The organism is Pseudomonas sp. NBRC 111123, from assembly GCF_001320205.1.
Classification (GTDB): Bacteria; Pseudomonadota; Gammaproteobacteria; order Pseudomonadales; family Pseudomonadaceae; genus Aquipseudomonas; species Aquipseudomonas putida_J.
On the sequence record NZ_BCAZ01000010.1, the window covers coordinates 53,101 to 71,867 of the forward strand.

General features: G+C 62.3%; 15 protein-coding genes. 5 read left to right on the forward strand and 10 right to left on the reverse strand.

Features of this window, described 5'->3' with window-relative positions; all coding sequences use genetic code 11:
• Positions 1 to 44: 44 nt before the first annotated feature.
• From bamA to rpsB, 9 genes are all read right to left on the reverse strand, one after another.
• Positions 45 to 2,405 carry an outer membrane protein assembly factor BamA gene (gene bamA / locus APH27_RS07825; RefSeq protein WP_060484489.1) on the reverse strand — a complete coding sequence of 787 codons (2,361 nt, stop codon included), beginning with the start codon at positions 2,403 to 2,405 and terminating at the stop codon, positions 45 to 47.
• Positions 2,406 to 2,479: 74 nt separating this feature from the next.
• A complete protein-coding gene (rseP, locus tag APH27_RS07830; RefSeq protein WP_060484490.1) occupies positions 2,480 to 3,832 on the reverse strand; it encodes a sigma E protease regulator RseP in 1,353 nt (450 codons plus the stop codon).
• Between the two features lie 48 nt (positions 3,833 to 3,880).
• Positions 3,881 to 5,071, reverse strand: coding sequence for a 1-deoxy-D-xylulose-5-phosphate reductoisomerase (gene ispC, locus APH27_RS07835; RefSeq protein WP_027920031.1), 1,191 nt, complete (start codon positions 5,069 to 5,071; stop codon positions 3,881 to 3,883).
• Positions 5,068 to 5,883: a phosphatidate cytidylyltransferase gene (locus APH27_RS07840; protein ID WP_060484491.1), complete on the reverse strand. Its 816-nt coding sequence runs from the start codon at positions 5,881 to 5,883 to the stop codon at positions 5,068 to 5,070. The genes ispC and APH27_RS07840 overlap by 4 nt, the downstream gene beginning before the upstream one ends.
• Positions 5,883 to 6,638, reverse strand: a complete 756-nt coding sequence (gene uppS, locus APH27_RS07845; protein WP_027920033.1) for a polyprenyl diphosphate synthase — start codon at positions 6,636 to 6,638, stop codon at positions 5,883 to 5,885. Before uppS ends, APH27_RS07840 begins: the two co-directional genes overlap by 1 nt.
• A gap of 15 nt (positions 6,639 to 6,653) precedes the next feature.
• Entirely contained in the window at positions 6,654 to 7,211 is a 558-nt protein-coding gene (frr, locus tag APH27_RS07850) for a ribosome recycling factor (RefSeq protein ID WP_027920034.1), read from the reverse strand.
• Positions 7,208 to 7,951 carry a UMP kinase gene (gene pyrH, locus APH27_RS07855; protein ID WP_027920035.1) on the reverse strand — a complete coding sequence of 248 codons (744 nt, stop codon included), beginning with the start codon at positions 7,949 to 7,951 and terminating at the stop codon, positions 7,208 to 7,210. Before pyrH ends, frr begins: the two co-directional genes overlap by 4 nt.
• A gap of 179 nt (positions 7,952 to 8,130) precedes the next feature.
• Entirely contained in the window at positions 8,131 to 8,994 is an 864-nt protein-coding gene (tsf, locus tag APH27_RS07860; RefSeq protein WP_027920036.1) for a translation elongation factor Ts, read from the reverse strand.
• Positions 8,995 to 9,178: 184 nt separating this feature from the next.
• Positions 9,179 to 9,916 carry a 30S ribosomal protein S2 gene (rpsB, locus tag APH27_RS07865; protein WP_027920037.1) on the reverse strand — a complete coding sequence of 246 codons (738 nt, stop codon included), beginning with the start codon at positions 9,914 to 9,916 and terminating at the stop codon, positions 9,179 to 9,181.
• A 346-nt stretch (positions 9,917 to 10,262) separates the two neighbouring features.
• Here rpsB and map point away from each other — a divergent pair, with 346 nt between their 5' ends.
• The 3 genes from map to dapC are packed head-to-tail and all read left to right on the forward strand — an operon-like array spanning position 10,263 to position 15,014.
• Complete coding sequence (map, locus tag APH27_RS07870) at positions 10,263 to 11,045, forward strand: type I methionyl aminopeptidase (RefSeq protein ID WP_004375406.1); 783 nt, start codon at positions 10,263 to 10,265, stop codon at positions 11,043 to 11,045.
• A gap of 39 nt (positions 11,046 to 11,084) precedes the next feature.
• The gene (locus tag APH27_RS07875; protein ID WP_027920038.1) at positions 11,085 to 13,787 is read left to right on the forward strand and encodes a [protein-PII] uridylyltransferase; all 2,703 of its coding nucleotides are present in this window, start codon (positions 11,085 to 11,087) and stop codon (positions 13,785 to 13,787) included.
• Between the two features lie 30 nt (positions 13,788 to 13,817).
• Complete coding sequence (dapC, locus tag APH27_RS07880) at positions 13,818 to 15,014, forward strand: succinyldiaminopimelate transaminase (protein ID WP_060484492.1); 1,197 nt, start codon at positions 13,818 to 13,820, stop codon at positions 15,012 to 15,014.
• Positions 15,015 to 15,132: 118 nt separating this feature from the next.
• On the opposite strand, the gene APH27_RS07885 is transcribed toward dapC, so the two are convergent.
• Positions 15,133 to 16,779, reverse strand: coding sequence for a Na+/H+ antiporter (locus APH27_RS07885; protein WP_027920040.1), 1,647 nt, complete (start codon positions 16,777 to 16,779; stop codon positions 15,133 to 15,135).
• A gap of 548 nt (positions 16,780 to 17,327) precedes the next feature.
• Here APH27_RS07885 and APH27_RS07890 point away from each other — a divergent pair.
• Both APH27_RS07890 and dapD read left to right on the forward strand, forming a co-directional pair.
• On the forward strand, positions 17,328 to 17,675 hold the full coding sequence (locus APH27_RS07890) for an ArsC family reductase (RefSeq protein ID WP_027920041.1): 348 nt from the start codon (positions 17,328 to 17,330) through the stop codon (positions 17,673 to 17,675).
• A 31-nt stretch (positions 17,676 to 17,706) separates the two neighbouring features.
• A complete protein-coding gene (gene dapD, locus APH27_RS07895) occupies positions 17,707 to 18,741 on the forward strand; it encodes a 2,3,4,5-tetrahydropyridine-2,6-dicarboxylate N-succinyltransferase (RefSeq protein ID WP_027920042.1) in 1,035 nt (344 codons plus the stop codon).
• Positions 18,742 to 18,767 lie beyond the last annotated feature (26 nt).

An 18,767-nucleotide genomic window follows, 5' to 3' on the forward strand; every position in this document is an offset into this window, starting at 1 on the left:
GATGCACTCCTGGAAAAACCGTTGTCGTTAAGCAAGGGCCGACCTTAGAAGGTCTGGCCCAGAGAGAATTGGAACACCTGGGTATCAGCATCGTCCGGCTTCTTCACCGGCATCGCCAGGCTGAAGCTCAACGGGCCCAGAGCAGTAATCCAGGTCACACCCAGGCCGACCGAACTGGCCATGCCCGAGAAACCGACCTTTTCGCAATCCGGTTTGCTGCCGCAGTTGGTGTCGAACACGTTACCCACATCCCAGAACACGGAGGTGCGCAGGGAACGCTGGTCCTTGACGAACGGCAGCGGGAACAGCAGCTCGACACCACCTTGCACGAGCACGTTACCACCGAACGGCAGCGGATCCTGATCCGGGTCCTCGATGGTACCTTGGTTGCCAGTAACCGCGGCACCACGACTAGGCGTGCTGCGTGGACCCAGGCTGCTGTCCTTGAAGCCACGGACAGAATTGAAGCCACCCGCGAAGTAGTTCTCGTAGAACGGCAAGCCCGAAGTGCTACCGAAACCATCACCATAGCCCAGTTCGGTGTGCAGGCGCAGGGTGTAGTCGTTGGTGATTGGCTTGAACAGCTGGCCGCGGTAGTCGAGTTTGTAGAACGACAGGTCGCTGCCCGGGATGGTGGTCTCGAGCGTCAGGCTCTGGGAGTGACCGCGGGTCGCCAGCACACCTTTGTTCAGGGTCGACTCGGACCAGCCGACCGATGCCTTGAAGTTGGTGAAGCTGTCACCTTCCTGCTGGAGGAAGTCGAAGATCTCGTCAACGGTGTATCTACCGGTCTTGATCTTGTCCTGCTGAACGCTCAAGCCATAGGTCAGACGCGAGGTTTCGCTGATTGGATAGCCAAGGCTCACACCGGCACCCAGGCTGTCTACGGCATAGCTGGCCACGTCGACATCAAGGTCGCTGTAGTCGGTGCTGCGGTAGAAGGCGTTGTAACCCAGGCTCACGCCGTCGGCAGTGAAGTAGGGGTCAACGAAGCCGAAGTTGTAGCGGGTCTGGTATTCCGAACGGGTCAGGCCGATGGACACCTTGTTACCGGTACCGAGGAAGTTGCTCTGGCTGATCGAACCACCCAGGATCAAGCCGGCGCTCTGGGCAAAACCGACGCTGGCAGTGATCGAGCCGGAGGCCTGCTCTTCGACGCTGTAGTTGACGTCGACCTGGTCGTCGGTGCCTGGCACCGCCGGGGTCTCGACGTTGACTTCCTTGAAGAAGCCCAGGCGCTCGAGGCGGGTCTTGGACTGGTCGATCAGGTAGGTCGAAGCCCAGCCACCTTCCATCTGGCGCATTTCGCGACGCAGCACTTCGTCTTCGGTCTTGGTGTTGCCGCGGTAGTTGATGCGGTTGACGTAGGCTCGCTTGCCCGGGTCGACCACGAACATGATGTCGACGGTGTGGTCTTGGTCGTTCGGCTGTGGCACGCCGTTGACGTTGGCGAAGGTATAGCCTTCGTTGCCCAGGCGGCGAGTGATCAGCTCGGAAGTGGTGGTCATCACCTTGCGCGAGAACACCTGGCCCGGCTGCACCAGCAGCAGCGACTTGACCTGGTCTTCCGGCACCTTCAGGTCACCCGAGAGCTTGACGTCGCGAACGGTGTACTTCTCGCCTTCGTTGACGTTGACAGTGATGTAGACGTGCTTCTTGTCCGGGGTGATCGACACCTGGGTGGAAGCGATGTCCATATTGATGTAGCCGCGGTCCAGGTAGTAGGAACGCAGGCGTTCCAGGTCACCGGAAAGCTTTTCGCGGGCGTACTTGTCATCGTTCTTGAAGAACGACAGCCAGTTGGTGGTCTTCAGCTCGAACAGCTGCTGCAGCTCGTCATCGCTGAACACGGTGTTGCCAACGATGTTGATGTGCTGGATGGCAGCGACGGTGCCTTCGTTGATCTTGATCTTCAAGGCCACGCGGTTGCGCGGCTGCGGCACCACCTCGGCGTCGACCTCGGCCGAGTAGCGGCCCTGGGCCACGTACTGGCGCTGCAGCTCGTTGCGCACGCCTTCGAGGGTGGCACGCTGGAAGATCTCGCCTTCGGCCAGGCCCGACTGCTTCAGGCCTTTCATCAGGTCTTCGGTGCTGATCGCCTTGTTGCCTTCGATCTCGATGCTCGACACCGATGGGCGCTCGACCACGTTGATGATCAGGACGTTGCCATCGCGGTTGAGCTGGATGTCCTGGAAGAAGCCGGTCTTGAACAGCGAACGGGTGGAGTCGACCAGGCGGCGGTCGTCAGCCTGGTCGCCGACGTTGAGCGGCAACGCGCCGAACACGCTGCCAGCGGATACCCGCTGCAGGCCGTTGACACGAATATCGGAGATGGTGAAGGACTCGGCGTGAACTTCAGCGATCATCAGTGCGGACATGACCGCAGTTAGCAGCAGACGTTTCATGAAGTCCTTTTATTCCAACTGGCAATAAACAACCCGCCGCATGAAGGCGGCAGGTTCGCAATTGAGCGAATCTTTTAAAGTCGACCCAGATCGTTGATCAGGGCGAGCAACATCACCCCTACGACCAAACTGATACCGATCTGGATCCCCCAACCTTGCACCCGTTCCGACAGCGGACGACCGCGCGCCCACTCGACGAGGTAAAACAGCAAATGCCCCCCATCCAGTACCGGAATGGGCAGCAGGTTAAGAACCCCCAGGCTTATGCTCAGGTAGGCCAGGAAATTCAGGAAATCCCCCACGCCGGACTGGGCTGAAGCGCCCGCCACTTTAGCAATGGTTATCGGTCCGCTCAAGTTTTTTACCGAGAGCTCCCCGAACAGCATTTTCTTCAGCGACTCGAGGGTCAGGACACTCATGTTCCAAGTACGCGAGAGGCCCTCGCCAACGGCATCCAGCGGCCCATAGCTGACTTCGCGGAGCATGCTCGCGGGCCATTCGGCGCCCTTCACACCCGCCCCGAGATAACCACCGGCAGCCTTGCCTTCGCCTTTATGAGCCAGTGTCACCGGCACATCCAGGGCCGCGCCATCGCGCTCGACGCGCAGCACCACGGGGGCGTCCGGACGAGCGCGAACGCTGTCCACCACCTGCTGCCAATCACTCAGTGCCGCGCCGTCGAGCGCAAGCAACTTGTCGCCAGCCTTCAGACCAGCGGCAGCGGCCGGGCCTTTCGGATCGATCTCGGCCAGTACCGGCGCAACCGCCGGCCGCCATGGGCGCAGGCCCAGGGACTGGATTGGGTCCGGCTCGTCGGCCCCCTTGAGCCAATGGTCCAGCTTCACCTGCAGCTGGCGCTCGGCACTGGCGCCTTCGTCGCGCACCCCTACCTGCAGCGTGCCACTCTCGCCCAGGCGTCGAACAAGCTGCAGATTGACGGCCGACCAGCCATTGGTCGCCTTGCCATCGATAGATACAATTTCCTGACCAGCGGCCAGGCCTGCGGACGCTGCCAGGCTCCCAGATTCGACCGCGCCGATTACCGGGCGGACCTGCTGGGTGCCGAGCATGGCCAACAGCCAGAAGAAGACGATGGCCAGGAGGAAGTTGGCAATGGGACCAGCAGCCACGATCGCGATGCGCTGACGCACCGACTTGCGATTGAAAGACTGGTGTGCGAGCGCAGGAGGAACTTCCCCCTCACGCTCGTCGAGCATCTTGACGTAGCCGCCCAGCGGGATCGCCGCCACCACGAACTCGGTGCCTTGGCGGTCATGCCAACGCAGCAGCGGCGTACCGAAGCCGACGGAGAAGCGCAGCACCTTGACTCCGCAGCGCCGGGCAACCCAGAAGTGGCCGAATTCGTGGAACGTGACCAACACACCCAGGGCCACCAGGGTGCCGACAATCATGTAGAGCGCAGTCATATCTATCTCCGAATGACGTTCAGCAGAACCCTGGAAGAGCGACCAGCCTCAACGGCCGTGACGCCTCAGCCACTCACGAGCCAGCTCGCGGGCGCGCTGGTCGGCAGCGAACACCGCTTCCAGCGACAGCAGCGGTACCACAGGTTCCTGATCTAGCACTTGTTCGATCATACCCGCGATCTCCGGGAAGCGGATACGCCGCTGGAGAAATGCCTCGACCGCGACCTCGTTGGCCGCATTGAGCACCGCAGGTGCACTGTTTCCGGCCTCGGCCGCCGCGCGCGCAAGGCGCAGGCAGGGGAAGCGCTGTTCGTCTGGCGCCTGGAAGTCCAGGCGTGCGATGGCGAACAGGTCCAGCGGGGCAACCCCGGAATCGATGCGCTCTGGCCAGGCCAGGGCGTTGGCGATCGGGGTGCGCATGTCCGGGTTGCCCAGCTGGGCCAGCACCGAACCATCGACGTAGTCGACCAGCGAATGGATCACGCTTTGCGGATGCACCACCACTTCGACCTTGGCCGGTGCTGCGTCGAACAGCCAGCAGGCCTCGATCAGCTCCAGGCCCTTATTCATCATGCTGGCCGAGTCCACCGAAATCTTCCGGCCCATGGACCAGTTGGGGTGAGCACAAGCCTGTTCCGGCGTGACATCGACCAAGGCTGCCTGAGGCGTTTCGCGGAACGGCCCACCCGAGGCAGTCAGCAGGATGCGGCGCACGCCGACCTGGCTCAGGCCACGGGCATAATCGCCAGGCAGGCACTGGAAGATCGCATTATGCTCGCTGTCGATCGGCAACAGCACGGCGCCACTGCGACGCACAGCTTCCATGAACAGTGCGCCGGACATCACCAACGCTTCCTTGTTGGCCAACAATACTTTCTTGCCCGCCTCGACCGCAGCCAAGGTAGGGCGCAGACCGGCAGCGCCGACAATGGCCGCCATCACCGCATCCACTTCGGGGGCTGCTGCCACCTCACAGAGGCCCGCCTCCCCTTCCAGTACCTGGGTAACGCAGCCAGCGCCAGCCAGGCCATCACGCAGGCGCGCGGCGGCTTCACCATTGGGCACCACGGCATAGACCGGGCGGTGTTGAACGCACAGGGCCAACAGCTCGTCGATGCGCGAATAGCCGCTCAGGGCGAAAACCTGGTAGCGCTCGGGGTGCCGTGCAATCACATCGAGGGTGCTGAGGCCGATCGAGCCAGTAGCACCCAGGACGGTAATGCGCTGCACGCCACTCACATCACACCCCATTCTGCAGCCCACAGCAGCACGGCAAAGATCGGGATTGCTGCCGTCAGGCTGTCGATGCGGTCAAGCACGCCACCATGGCCAGGCAGCAGGTTGCTGCTGTCCTTGATGCCGGCACGTCGCTTGAACATGCTTTCGGTCAGATCACCGATCACCGACGACATGACCACCAACGCGGCGCCCAGCAGCCCCAGCAGAAGCTGACCGAAACCCCAGTCACGGCTGATGCCGACCACCAGGGTGATCACCAGGCTGACCGCCAGGCCGCCGTACACGCCTTCCCAGCTCTTGCCTGGGCTTACCTGCGGCGCCAGCTTGCGCTTGCCGAAGGCACGCCCGGAGAAATAGGCACCGATATCAGCGGCCCAGACCAGCACCATGACCGACAGGATCAGCCAGTTACCCAGCTGCCAGTGCTTGAGCAGGATCAGCCCTTGCCAGGCCGGCAACAAGATCAGCAGGCCGATCAGCAGTTTGCAGGCTGCGCTGGCCCACAGCTCGCTGCTGCGTGGATAGGTCAGCACGAGCCAGGTGGCCAGCCCCCACCAGATGACCGAAGCCCCGAGCACCCAGGGCGCCAGGTCCGGCATGAGGTGGAGCAGCATCAGCGCCCCGGCGACTACAGCGGCGTAGGCGATGCGCAGAGGCTGGGCTACGAGCCCGGCCAGACGCGCCCACTCCCAGGCACCGAGGGTCACCACGAAGCCGATGAACAGGGCGAAGTCCCCGCCGTTGAGCAGGAAAAAACCACCCAGCGCGACCGGCAACAGGATCAGCGCAGTAATGATGCGTTGTTTAAGCATTAAGCACGAGCTCCAGCCTCGACCTGCTCGCTGGTCTTACCGAAGCGGCGCTGGCGCGAAGCGAAATCGGCCAGGGCTTTGCGCATGGCCTCGTGTTTGAAATCCGGCCAGTAGAGGTCGGAGAAGTACAGTTCGGCATAAGCCAGCTGCCACAGCAGGAAGTTGCTGATGCGATGCTCGCCACCGGTGCGGATACACAGGTCGGGCAACGGCAGCTCGCCTGTGGCCAGGCAGGTCTGCAACAAGCCTGGGGTGATATCGTCCGGACGCAGATGGCCGGCCTGCACCTCACGCGCCAGACGCTGGGCAGCCTGGGCGATATCCCACTGTCCACCGTAGTTGGCGGCGATCTGCAGGATAAAGCGATTGCTGCCCGCGGTAAGCGCTTCAGCCTCGCGCATGGCAGCCTGCAGCTCTGGGTGAAAACGCGAACGGTCACCGATGATGCGCAGGCTGATGTTGTTCTCGTTGAGACGCCGGGCCTCACGACGCAAGGCTGAGAAGAACAACTCCATCAACGCACCGACCTCTTCGGCCGGGCGCTGCCAGTTCTCGCTGGAGAACGCGAACAGGGTCAGCACTTCGACCCCGGACTCGGCACACACCTCGATGACTGCGCGCACCGCATCGACGCCAGCCTTGTGCCCGGCGACGCCGGGCAACAAGCGCTTCTTCGCCCAGCGGTTGTTGCCATCCATGATGATCGCGACATGACGCGGCACCGAGGACGGTGCCGCCAACTTGGACTTTTCCATTAAAAAACCTCGGCCTTAAACGGCCATCAGGTCCTTTTCCTTGGCTTTGTAAGCAGCATCGACTTCAGCAATGAACTTGTCGGTCAGCTTCTGGATTTCATCAGCGGCGCGACGCTCTTCGTCTTCGCTGATTTCCTTGTCCTTGGTCAGCTTCTTCAGGTCACCCAGGGCATCGCGGCGCACGTTGCGCACGGCCACCTTGGCATCCTCGGCAACGCCGCTGGCCTGCTTGGTGTAGCCCTTACGGGTCTCTTCGGTCAGGGCCGGCATCGGCACACGGATGGTGGTACCGGCGCTGGACGGGTTCAGGCCCAGGTCGGAGGTCAGGATGGCCTTCTCGATGGCCGCGCTGAGGTTCTTGTCGTGAGCGACGATCTTCAGGGTACGGGCATCTTCGACGGTGATCGCGGCCACCTGGTTGAGCGGCATCTCGCTGCCCCAGGCAGTGACCCTGACGGTATCCAGGATGCTTGGGTGAGCGCGACCGGTGCGGATGGCAGCCAGGTTGCGAGCCAGGGCTTCGAGGGACTTGCCCATGCGGTCCTGGGCGTCTTTCTTGATATCGTTGATCATTTTTGAACTTCCTCGATCAGGGTTCCTTCCGCGCCGCCGTGCACGATGTTCAGCAGGGCGCCGGGCTTGTTCATATTGAAGACGCGCAGCGGCATCTTGTGGTCGCGGCACAGACAGATTGCCGTCAGATCCATCACACCCAGCTTGCGATCCAGCACTTCATCGTAGGTCAGATGATCGAACTTCTCGGCATGCGGGTCCTTGAATGGATCTGCAGTGTATACACCATCGACCTTGGTTGCCTTCAATACCACGTCGGCATCGATTTCGATGGCGCGCAGGCAGGCGGCGGAGTCGGTGGTGAAGAACGGGTTGCCGGTACCGGCAGCGAAAATTACAACTTCCTTGGCGTTCAGATGGCGCATGGCCTTGCGGCGATCATAGTGATCGGTCACGCCAACCATGGAAATAGCCGACATGACAATGGCGGTGATGTTCGCCCGCTCCAGCGCGTCACGCATGGCCAGGCCGTTCATTACGGTCGCCAGCATGCCCATGTGGTCGCCGGTGACGCGATCCATGCCGGCTGCACTGAGCGCCGCACCACGGAACAGGTTGCCACCGCCGATCACCAGACCGACCTGAACACCAATGCCGACCAGTTGGCCGACTTCCAGCGCCATGCGATCCAGGACCTTGGGGTCGATCCCGAACTCTTCCGAGCCCATCAGGGCCTCGCCGCTAAGTTTGAGTAGAATGCGTTTATAGCGAGCCTGATGACCACTGCCCTGCTGAGCCATTGCGAATCTCTCCTGCGGCGTTTGTAAAAAATTCTGGCGGGCTTGTTGAGCCTGCATGTAACTCTAACGAGACGCAGCGACTGCGTCAGCGAGCAACGGTCTCGTAAACCGCTCCCGCTTTGACAAAGAGGCTGCGCGCGTGAGCGGGCAGCCTCTTTGGGGCGACAGACGGGGCTGTCTTACTGCTTGGCAGCTGCTACCTGAGCGGCAACTTCAGCAGCGAAGTCGTCGACCGGCTTCTCGATGCCTTCGCCAACCTTGAAGTAGGTGAAGGAAACGATTTCAGCGCCAGCTTTCTTGGCCAGCTCGCCAACTTTGACTTCCGGGTTCATGACGAACGCTTGCTCTTTCAGCGAGGCTTCGGCTTTGAACTTGGTGATACGACCGTTGATCATGTTCTCAACGATGTTTTCCGGCTTGCCGGCGATCTTGTCGGCGTTCAGCTGCAGGAAGACGTTCTTCTCGCGCTCGATGGCCTCGGCGGAGATTTCCGACGAATCCAGGAACTCTGGGTTCGAAGCTGCAACGTGCATGGCGATGTTCTTGGCCAGCTCGATGTCGCCGCCCTTCAGGACAACGGCAGCGCCGATCTTGTTGCCGTGCAGGTAAGCACCGACAACGTCACCTTCAACGCGTACCAGGCGACGGATGTTGACGTTTTCGCCGCACTTGGCAACCAGGGCTTCACGAGCAGCTTCACGCGAGGCGATCAGGGGAGCCGCGTCGGTCAGCTTCTGAGCGAAGGCTTCTTCCAGGCTTTCGGCCACGAAGTTCTTGAAGTCGTCTTGCAGGGCCAGGAAGTCGGTCTGCGAGTTCACTTCCAGCAGGACGGCGGCTTTGCCGTCGGTCTTGACGGCGATGGCGCCTTCAGCAGCCACGTTGCCAGCCTTTTTGGCGGCCTTGATGGCGCCCGAGGCACGCATGTCGTCAATGGCTTTTTCGATGTCGCCGTCGGCCTTTTCCAGGGCCTTCTTGCAATCCATCATGCCTTCGCCGGTACGCTCGCGCAGTTCTTTGACCAGCGCTGCAGTAATTGCTGCCATTTAAAAATCCTCTTGGAAAGTTTTTCAACCATTCCACCCGCTTTTCACGGGCGTTAAATTCTGCAAATCGCTGCCTTTATATCAGCTCGCCCATCATGCGGGGCCGTTGCTGACAGCAGGATTTCAAGGTGGCAAAAAGGGGGCAGAGCCCCCTTTTCGCGTGCCAAGTAGACGCTAGCGCCTATTACTCAGCAGCAGGTGCAGCCGCTTCTTCAGCGTAGACTTCAGTGCCGCCGGCAACGTTGTTGCGGCCGCGGATGACGGCGTCAGCCATCGAAGTCATGTACAGCTCGATAGCGCGGATGGCGTCATCGTTACCTGGGATAACGAAGTCAACGCCTTCTGGGCTGCTGTTGGTATCGACAACGCCGATAACCGGGATGCCCAGCTTGTTGGCTTCGGTGATAGCAATGCGCTCGTGGTCAACGTCGATCACGAACAGGGCATCAGGCAGGCCGCCCATGTCCTTGATACCACCCAGGCTGCGGTCCAGCTTTTCCAGATCGCGCGAACGCATCAGGGCTTCTTTCTTGGTCAGCTTGGCGAAGGTGCCATCTTCGGCCTGGGTTTCCAGGTCGCGCAGACGCTTGATCGAAGCACGGATGGTCTTGTAGTTGGTCAGCATGCCGCCCAACCAACGGTGGTCAACGTATGGCGAACCTGCACGAGCAGCTTGCTCGGCAACGATCTTGCCGGCGGAACGCTTGGTGCCGACGAACAGGATCTTGTTCTTGCCCTGAGCCAGGCGCTCTACGAACGACAGAGCGTCGTTGAACATCGGCAGGGTTTTTTCCAGGTTGATGATGTGGATCTTGTTACGCGCGCCGAAAATGTACTTGCCCATTTTCGGGTTCCAGTAACGGGTCTGGTGGCCGAAGTGCACACCGGCCTTCAGCATATCGCGCATGTTGACTTGGGACATGATAGTTCCTTGATAAGTCGGGTTGGGCCTCCACGTATCCCAATGACCAACCCGCGAATCATTCGACTCGGGGCACCCAGGTCATCGTGTCGACACGTGTGTGGGTTTGGCGCTGACGGGGTCGACCCCGAAAGCGGCGCATTTTATACCACAGACCGCGAGCGAACGGAACCCGGTTAAAGTCGCGTCCGTCAGCAGTTTTTGCAGCACCCCGGCAAACAGGCCAGAATGCCTTCTATAGACCGCAGCATGGCCGCCTTTATCCCGACAGAAGGCCGCCCTGCTCTGCTAGAATCCGGCCTTTCCCGTTTGTTCGCGCCGCCTGCGGCGCCGTAGAGAGCCTGTAATGACCGTCACCATCAAGACTGCAGAAGACATCGAGAAGATGCGCATCGCCGGCCGCCTGGCCGCCGAGGTGCTGGAAATGATCGAAGAACACGTCAAGCCCGGTGTCACCACCGAAGAGCTCGACCGCCTGTGTCACGACTACATCGTCAACGTCCAGCAGGCCATCCCGGCGCCCCTCAACTACAAGGGCTACCCGAAGTCGATCTGCACCTCGATCAACCATGTGGTCTGCCACGGCATCCCCAACGACAAGCCGCTCAAGGACGGTGACACGCTCAACATCGATGTCACCGTGATCAAGGACGGCTACCACGGCGATACCAGCCGCATGTTCCACGTCGGTACCGTACCGGTCTGGGCCGAGCGCCTGTCCAAGGTCACCCAGGAATGCATGTACAAGGCCATCGAGCTGGTCAAGCCGGGCTGCCGCCTGGGCGATATCGGTGAAGTGATCCAGAAGCACGCCGAGAAGAACGGTTTCTCGGTGGTGCGCGAGTTCTGTGGCCATGGCATCGGCAAGGTGTTCCATGAAGAGCCGCAGATCCTCCACTACGGCCGCGCAGGCACCGGCATGGAGCTCAAAGAGGGCATGACCTTCACCATCGAGCCGATGATCAACCAGGGCAAGGCCGACACCAAGGTGCTGGGCGATGGCTGGACCGCCATCACCAAGGACCGCAAGCTCTCGGCCCAGTGGGAACACACCTTGGTGGTCACGGCCACCGGTTACGAGATCTTCACCCTGCGCAAGGACGACACCATCCCGCGCACCTCGGCCTGATTGCACCCAAGGCAACCCTCCAGACAGGAACGCGACGCGATGCCCCAGGTGGATCCCGAGCTGTTCGACCGCGGCCAGTTCCAGGCGGAACTGGCCCTCAAGGCGAGCCCCATTGCCGCCTTCAAGAAAGCCATCCGCCAGGCCGGCGAGGTGCTCGACAAGCGTTTTCGCACGGGTGGCGAAATCCGCCCGCTGATCGAAGCCCGCGCCTGGCTTGTCGACAATATCCTGCAACAGGCCTGGAACCAGTTCGACTGGGGCGACCCCAGTGGTATCGCCCTGGTCGCGGTTGGCGGCTATGGCCGCGGTGAACTGCACCCGCATTCGGACATCGACCTGCTGATCCTGCTCGGCGCCGCCGAGCACGAGCAGTACCGCGAGGCCATCGAGCGCTTCCTCACCCTGCTCTGGGACATCGGCCTGGAAGTCGGCCAAAGCGTGCGTACCGTCGGCGAATGCGCCGAACAGGCCCGCGCCGACCTGACGGTGATCACCAACCTGATGGAAAGCCGCACCATTGCCGGCCCCGAAGACCTGCGCCAGCGCATGCTCGAGGTGACCAGCACCACCTACATGTGGCCGAGCAAGGAGTTCTTCCTGGCCAAGCGCGCCGAACTCAAGGCCCGCCACCACAAGTACAACGACACCGAGTACAACCTCGAGCCCAATGTCAAAGGCTCGCCCGGTGGCCTGCGCGACATCCAGACGGTGCTCTGGGTGGCCCGCCGCCAATACGGCACCCTGAACTTGCACGCCCTGGCCGGCGAAGGCTTTTTGCTGGAAAGCGAGAACGAACTGCTGGCCTCGTCCCAGGACTTCCTGTGGAAGGTGCGCTATGCCCTGCACATGCTCGCCGGGCGCGCCGAGGACCGCCTGCTGTTCGATCACCAGCGCAGTATCGCCGCGCTGCTTGGTTACAGCGACGACAACCCCAAGCGGGCCATCGAACAGTTCATGCAGCAGTACTACCGGGTGGTGATGAGCATCAGCCAGTTGTGCGACCTGATCATCCAGCACTTCGAAGAAGTCATCCTCGCCGATGACGACAGCGGCACCACCCAGCCGCTTAACGCACGCTTCCGCCTGCACGATGGTTATATCGAAGCGGTCAACCCGAACGTGTTCAAGCGCACCCCGTTCGCCATGCTGGAGATCTTCGTGCTGATGGCCCAGCACCCGGAGATCAAGGGCGTGCGCGCCGACACCGTGCGCCTGCTGCGCGAGCACCGGCACCTGATCGACGACACCTTCCGCAACGATATCCGCAACACCAGCCTGTTTATCGAACTGTTCAAGTGCGAGATCGGCATCCACCGCAACCTGCGGCGGATGAACCGGTACGGCATCCTTGGCCGCTACCTGCCGGAGTTCGGCCTGATCGTCGGGCAGATGCAGCACGACCTCTTCCACATCTACACGGTCGATGCGCACACCCTCAACCTCATCAAACACCTGCGCAAGCTGCAGTACACGCCGGTGTCCGAGAAATTCCCGCTGGCCAGCAAACTCATGGGCCGCCTGCCCAAGCCCGAGCTGATCTACCTGGCCGGCCTGTACCACGATATCGGGAAGGGCCGCCAGGGCGACCACTCCGAGATCGGCGCGGTGGATGCGCAGAAGTTCTGCGAACGCCATCAGCTTCCCGCCTGGGACAGCCGGCTGATCGTCTGGCTGGTGCAGAACCACCTGGTGATGTCGACCACGGCGCAGCGCAAGGACCTGTCCGACCCGCAGGTGATCAACGATTTCGCCCTGCACGTGGGCGACGAAACGCGCCTGGACTACCTCTACGTACTGACCGTGGCCGACATCAATGCCACAAACCCCAGCCTGTGGAACTCCTGGCGCGCCAGCCTGTTGCGCCAGCTCTACACCGAGACCAAGCGTGCCCTGCGCCGCGGCCTGGAAAACCCCCTGGACCGTGAGGAGCAGATCCGCCAGACCCAATCGGCCGCACTGGACATCCTCGTGCGCGAGGGCACCGACCCGGACGACGTCGAGCAGCTGTGGTCGCAACTGGGCGATGACTACTTCCTCAAGCACAACGCCGCCGACGTGGCCTGGCACAGTGACGCCATCCTCCAGCAACCGGCAGATGGCGGGCCGCTGGTGCTGATCAAGGAAACCACCCAGCGCGAATTCGAAGGCGGCACGCAGATCTTCATCTACGCGCCCGACCAGCACGACTTCTTCGCCGTGACCGTGGCCGCCATGTCGCAGCTGAACCTGAACATCCATGATGCGCGGATCATCACTTCGAGCAGCCAGTTCACCCTCGACACCTATATCGTGCTCGACAACGACGGCGGCTCTATCGGCGACAACCCGCAGCGGGTCAAGCAGATCCGCGACGGCCTGACCGAAGCGCTGCGCAACCCCGAGGATTACCCCACCATCATCCAGCGCCGGGTGCCGCGCCAGCTCAAGCACTTCAACTTCCCGCCGCAGGTGACCATCCTCAACGACGCCCAGCGCCCGGTGACCATCCTCGAGATCACCGCACCGGACCGCCCCGGCCTGTTGGCGCGGATCGGGCGGATCTTCCTGGAGTTCGACCTGTCGCTGCAGAACGCCAAGATCGCCACCCTCGGCGAGCGGGTGGAGGATGTGTTCTTCATTACCGATGCCGACAACCAGCCGCTGTCCGACCCGCAGCTGTGCAGCCGCCTGCAGGAAGCCATCGTGCAGCAACTGCAGGCCGGCCAGGCCAGCGATGCCAGCCCGACCCGCGTGATTTTTTAACGATTAGACGATTGACGAGACCTTGCGCCGATGAACCATGCCTTGACCCAGCTTCAGCCCTACCCGTTCGAGAAACTGCGCGCCCTGCTGGGCACTGTGAAGCCAGCGGCGGACAAACGCGCCATCGCCCTGTCGATCGGTGAGCCAAAGCACGAATCGCCGGCGTTCGTCGCCCAGGCCATGGCCGACAACCTCGACAAGCTGGCGGTGTACCCGAGCACCATCGGCCTGCCAGCCCTGCGCCAGGCCATCGGCCAATGGTGCGAGCGCCGCTTCGGCGTGCCGGCCGGCTGGCTGGATGCCGACCGCCACATCCTGCCGGTCAATGGTACCCGTGAGGCGCTGTTTGCCTTCACCCAGGCCGTAGTCAACCGCGCCGATGACGGCCTGGTGGTCAGCCCCAACCCGTTCTACCAGATCTACGAAGGCGCAGCCCTGCTGGCCGGTGCCACCCCGCACTACCTGGCATGCCTGGAAGACAACGGCTTCAACCCGGACTTCGATGCCGTGCCGGCCGACGTCTGGAAGCGTTGCCAGATCCTGTTCCTGTGCTCGCCAGGCAACCCGACCGGTGCGCTGGTGCCGATGGACACCCTGAAGAAGCTGATTGCCCTGGCTGACGAGCACGACTTCGTGATCGCCGCCGACGAGTGCTACAGCGAGCTGTACTTCGACGAAGACGCACCCCCTCCGGGCCTGCTGAGCGCCTGCGCCGAACTGGGCCGCAGCGATTTCAAACGGTGCGTGGTGTTCCACAGCCTGTCCAAGCGCTCCAACCTGCCAGGCCTGCGTTCGGGCTTCGTCGCCGGTGATGCATCGATCATCAAGCCGTTCCTGCTGTACCGCACCTATCACGGCTGCGCCATGCCCGTGCAGACCCAGTTGGCCAGCATCGCCGCCTGGCAGGACGAAGCACACGTGCGCGAAAACCGTGACCAGTACCGCGCCAAGTACGATGCCGTGCTGGATATCCTGCAGCCAGTGATGGATGTGCAACGTCCGGATGGCAGCTTCTACCTGTGGGCCAAGGTGCCAGGCTGCGATGCCGCGTTCACCCGCGACCTGTTCGAAGCCCAGCATGTGACCGTGGTGCCAGGGTCGTACCTGTCGCGTGAAGTCGACGGCGTCAACCCGGGGGCCGGCCGGGTGCGCATGGCGCTGGTTGCGCCGCTGGCCGAGTGCATCGAAGCCGCCGAGAGGATTCGCGCCTTCCTGCAGAGTCGCTGATTGAATCTGGGGGCGCTTTGCGCCCCTTTCGCGACACAAGGCCGCTCCTACAGATGATCGCAGTTTCCTGCAGGAGCGGCCTTGTGTCGCGAAAGGGCTGCAAAGCAGCCCCAGCGGTCTATCTGACCTGCCCCAGGTTGGCTTCACTCAGATCCAGCTCACCCAACACCTGCCTGACCACCTCATCCCCAACCAGATGCTGGCGATGCAGGTTATAAAGCTCCAGCCGCTGCGCCCGCAGCGCGCGCAAGCGCAAGCGCCGCTCCAGCAAGTCCATCTGTTCGGCCAGTGCCCTTGCCTCGGCCGTATCGTTGTAGCTGTCCAGCTCATCCCGATACTCGGCCATCAATCGCGCCTTGAGCTCCGTGGCCAAGGTGGCCTGAGCCGCATCCTGAGGCGCACTGGTGTCGATCACTTCTTCAGCCTCCAGCGCGTGGATCGCCGCCTCGGCCGTACGTCGCCAAGCTTCCTGCACTTCCTGATGCAGCCGCTCGTCCGGGCTCTTGGTGACCCCGCGCAGCAACAGCGGCAAGGCAATACAGGCACTGATCAACGACAGCAGGATCACACCGGCCGCAATGAAGATCAGCAGGTCACGCTCGGGGAAGGCCTTGCCCGCGCCCATCAGCAGCGGTATCGACATCACGCCCGCCAGGGTCACCGCCCCACGCACGCCACCCAGCGTCATCAGCCAGCAAGAACGCGCGGTGGGCATCAGCACCAGCGCCGGCTTGCCGCGCCAGCGGCGCACCATGCCAATCGCACGCCAGATGCTCTGCACCCAGACAAAGCGCAGCACAATCAACGCAGCGAAAATCGCCAGTACATCCAGGCAGCGCCAAGCCAGGGTTGGCCACACGGTTGCCTCATGGCTGACCACAGCCTTGATGATGTCTGGCAGCTGCAGGCCCAATAGCAGGAAGATCAGGCCGTTGAAAGCGAACTCCAGCAGCGACCAGACACTGCGGTTAAGCAGGCGGGTGCTGGTCTGGCGCGGCAACAGGTCGAGCCAGCTCTGCATCATGCCGGCGGCCACTGCCGAGAGAATGCCCGACACACCAAGACGCTCGGCCAGCACGTAAGCGGCGAACGGCAACAGCAGCATGAATACCACGTGGGTCGCCGGGTCATCCCAGCCACGGGCGATCATCCAGGCGCGCAAGCGGCCAATCAGCCAGCTCAGTGCAACGCCCACAGCCAGCCCGCCGAGGGCGACCAGGACGAAACTGAAGCTGGCATCGGCCAGCGAAAACGCCCCGGTAATGGCCGCAGCCAATGCAAACTTGAACGTCACCAGGCCGGAGGCATCATTCATCAGCGCCTCGCCTTGCAGCATGTGCATCAGCGGGGTCGGCAGGCGATCCTGGCTAATGGCCGACACCGCCACGGCGTCGGTGGGCGACAGCACGGCGGCCAGGGCGAAGGCCACCGGCAGCGGGATACTCGGCAGCAGCCAGTGGATGAAGTAACCGGCGCCGACCACGGTGAAAAGCACCAGCCCCACAGCCAACGCCACCACGGGCCCACGGATGCGCCACAGCTCGCGCTTGGGAATGCGCCAGCCGTCGGCGAACAGCAGCGGCGGCAGGAACAGGAACAGGAACAACTCGGGGTCCAGAGCCACATGCAGTCCCAGGGTCGGCCAGGCCAGCAGTGCACCGGCGGCGATCTGTACCAAGGGCAGCGGCAACGGGATCAAGCGCCCGACCAGTTTCGACAGGCTTACCAGCGTCAGCAGGATGAGGACGGTGTAGGCGGACTGCATCCGTGAAGGCTTCCTTTGTGAACCAAAAACGACAGCGGGGGCGAGAGATCGCCATTGAAACAATATGTTAGCGGGGTATCGTGAAACGAGGCCGCTGCACGATAGTCGCAGGTGCTGGATGAATATGTAACACGATGATACATGGAGTGGTTACCGGGTTTGAGCTTGTAGAAGCTGAAGGGGCATGCCTGGGAGATTGTTGACGTGCTGAGATCGAGCGCCGCCCGCGCGGCGCATCGCGGATGAATCCGCTCCTACATCTGTTGCAACGTGGCCATGCCAGTGAGGCCATGGTTGTCAGCCCTGCTCGTAGGGCTCAAGGCATGCGCCAGGGCTGGCAACCATGGCGTGACAGGTTCGGCACGTTGCAACAGATGTAGGAGCGGATTCATCCGCGATGCGCCGCGCGGGCGGCGCTCGGTTTCACAGGCACCAAAAGTCGCAAGACATGCACACCCCGTGGCGCTCACACAATCGTTCCCGCATAATCCCGCGACTGACATTCGGAAATGGAGAGATTGGGGCAGCCTGTGGCCTCAATGTACACAATGACCTACACGCTCTACGGCATCAAAGCCTGTGACACCATGAAAAAAGCGCGTACCTGGCTCGAAGAAAAAGCCATCGCCTACGAATTCCACGACTACAAGGCCCAAGGCATCGACCGCGACAGCCTCAACCGCTGGTGCGACGAACACGGCTGGGAAGTCATCCTCAACCGTGCCGGCACCACCTTCCGCAAGCTCGACGACGCCAGCAAGGCCGACCTCGACCAGGCCAAGGCCGTCGAACTGATGCACGCCCAGCCGTCGATGATCAAGCGCCCGGTGCTCGACCTGGGCGATCGCACCCTGGTCGGCTTCAAGCCCGACCTGTACGCCGCCGCGCTGGCCTGAGCCCCCACCCTATTTCGCACGAGGTAATCACATGTCCAATACCCTGTTCAGCCTGGCCTTCGGTGTCGGCTCCCAGAACCGCCAGGGCACCTGGCTGGAAGTGTTCTATGCACAACCCCTGCTCAACCCGAGCGCCGAGCTGGTTGCCGCGGTAGCGCCGATCCTCGGCTACGAAGGTGGCAACCAGGCCATCGCCTTCAGCAACGCCCAGGCCGCCCAGCTGGCCGAAGCCTTGAAAGGCGTCGATGCCGCTCAGGCTGCCCTGCTGACCCGCCTGGCTGAAAGCCACAAGCCGCTGGTCGCCACCCTGCTGGCCGAAGACGCAGCGCTCGCCTCGACCCCAGAGGCCTACCTCAAGCTGCACCTGTTGTCGCACCGCCTGGTCAAGCCGCACGGCCTGAGCCTGGCCGGCATCTTCCCGCTGCTGCCGAACGTGGCCTGGACCAACCAGGGTGCCGTCGACCTCAGCGAACTGGCCGAACTGCAACTGGAAGCACGCCTGAAGGGCGAGCTGCTGGAAGTGTTCTCGGTAGACAAGTTCCCGAAAATGACCGACTACGTGGTCCCGGCCGGCGTGCGCATCGCCGACACCGCCCGTGTCCGCCTGGGCGCCTACATCGGCGAAGGCACCACCATCATGCACGAAGGCTTCGTCAACTTTAACGCTGGCACCGAAGGCCCGGGCATGATCGAAGGCCGCGTGTCCGCTGGCGTATTCGTCGGCAAGGGCTCGGACCTGGGCGGCGGCTGCTCCACCATGGGCACCCTGTCCGGTGGCGGCAACATCGTCATCAAGGTCGGCGAAGGCTGCCTGATCGGCGCCAACGCCGGTATCGGCATTCCGCTGGGCGACCGCAATACCGTCGAAGCCGGCCTGTACATCACCGCTGGCACAAAGGTGAACCTGCTGGACGAGAACAACGAGCTGGTAAAAGTGGTCAAGGCTCGTGACCTGGCTGGCCAGACCGACCTGCTGTTCCGCCGCAACTCGCTGAACGGCGCCGTGGAATGCAAGACCCACAAGTCGGCCATCGAGCTGAACGAGGCGCTGCACGCCCACAACTGAGAACCTTCCAAGGTTTGAAGTGTTAA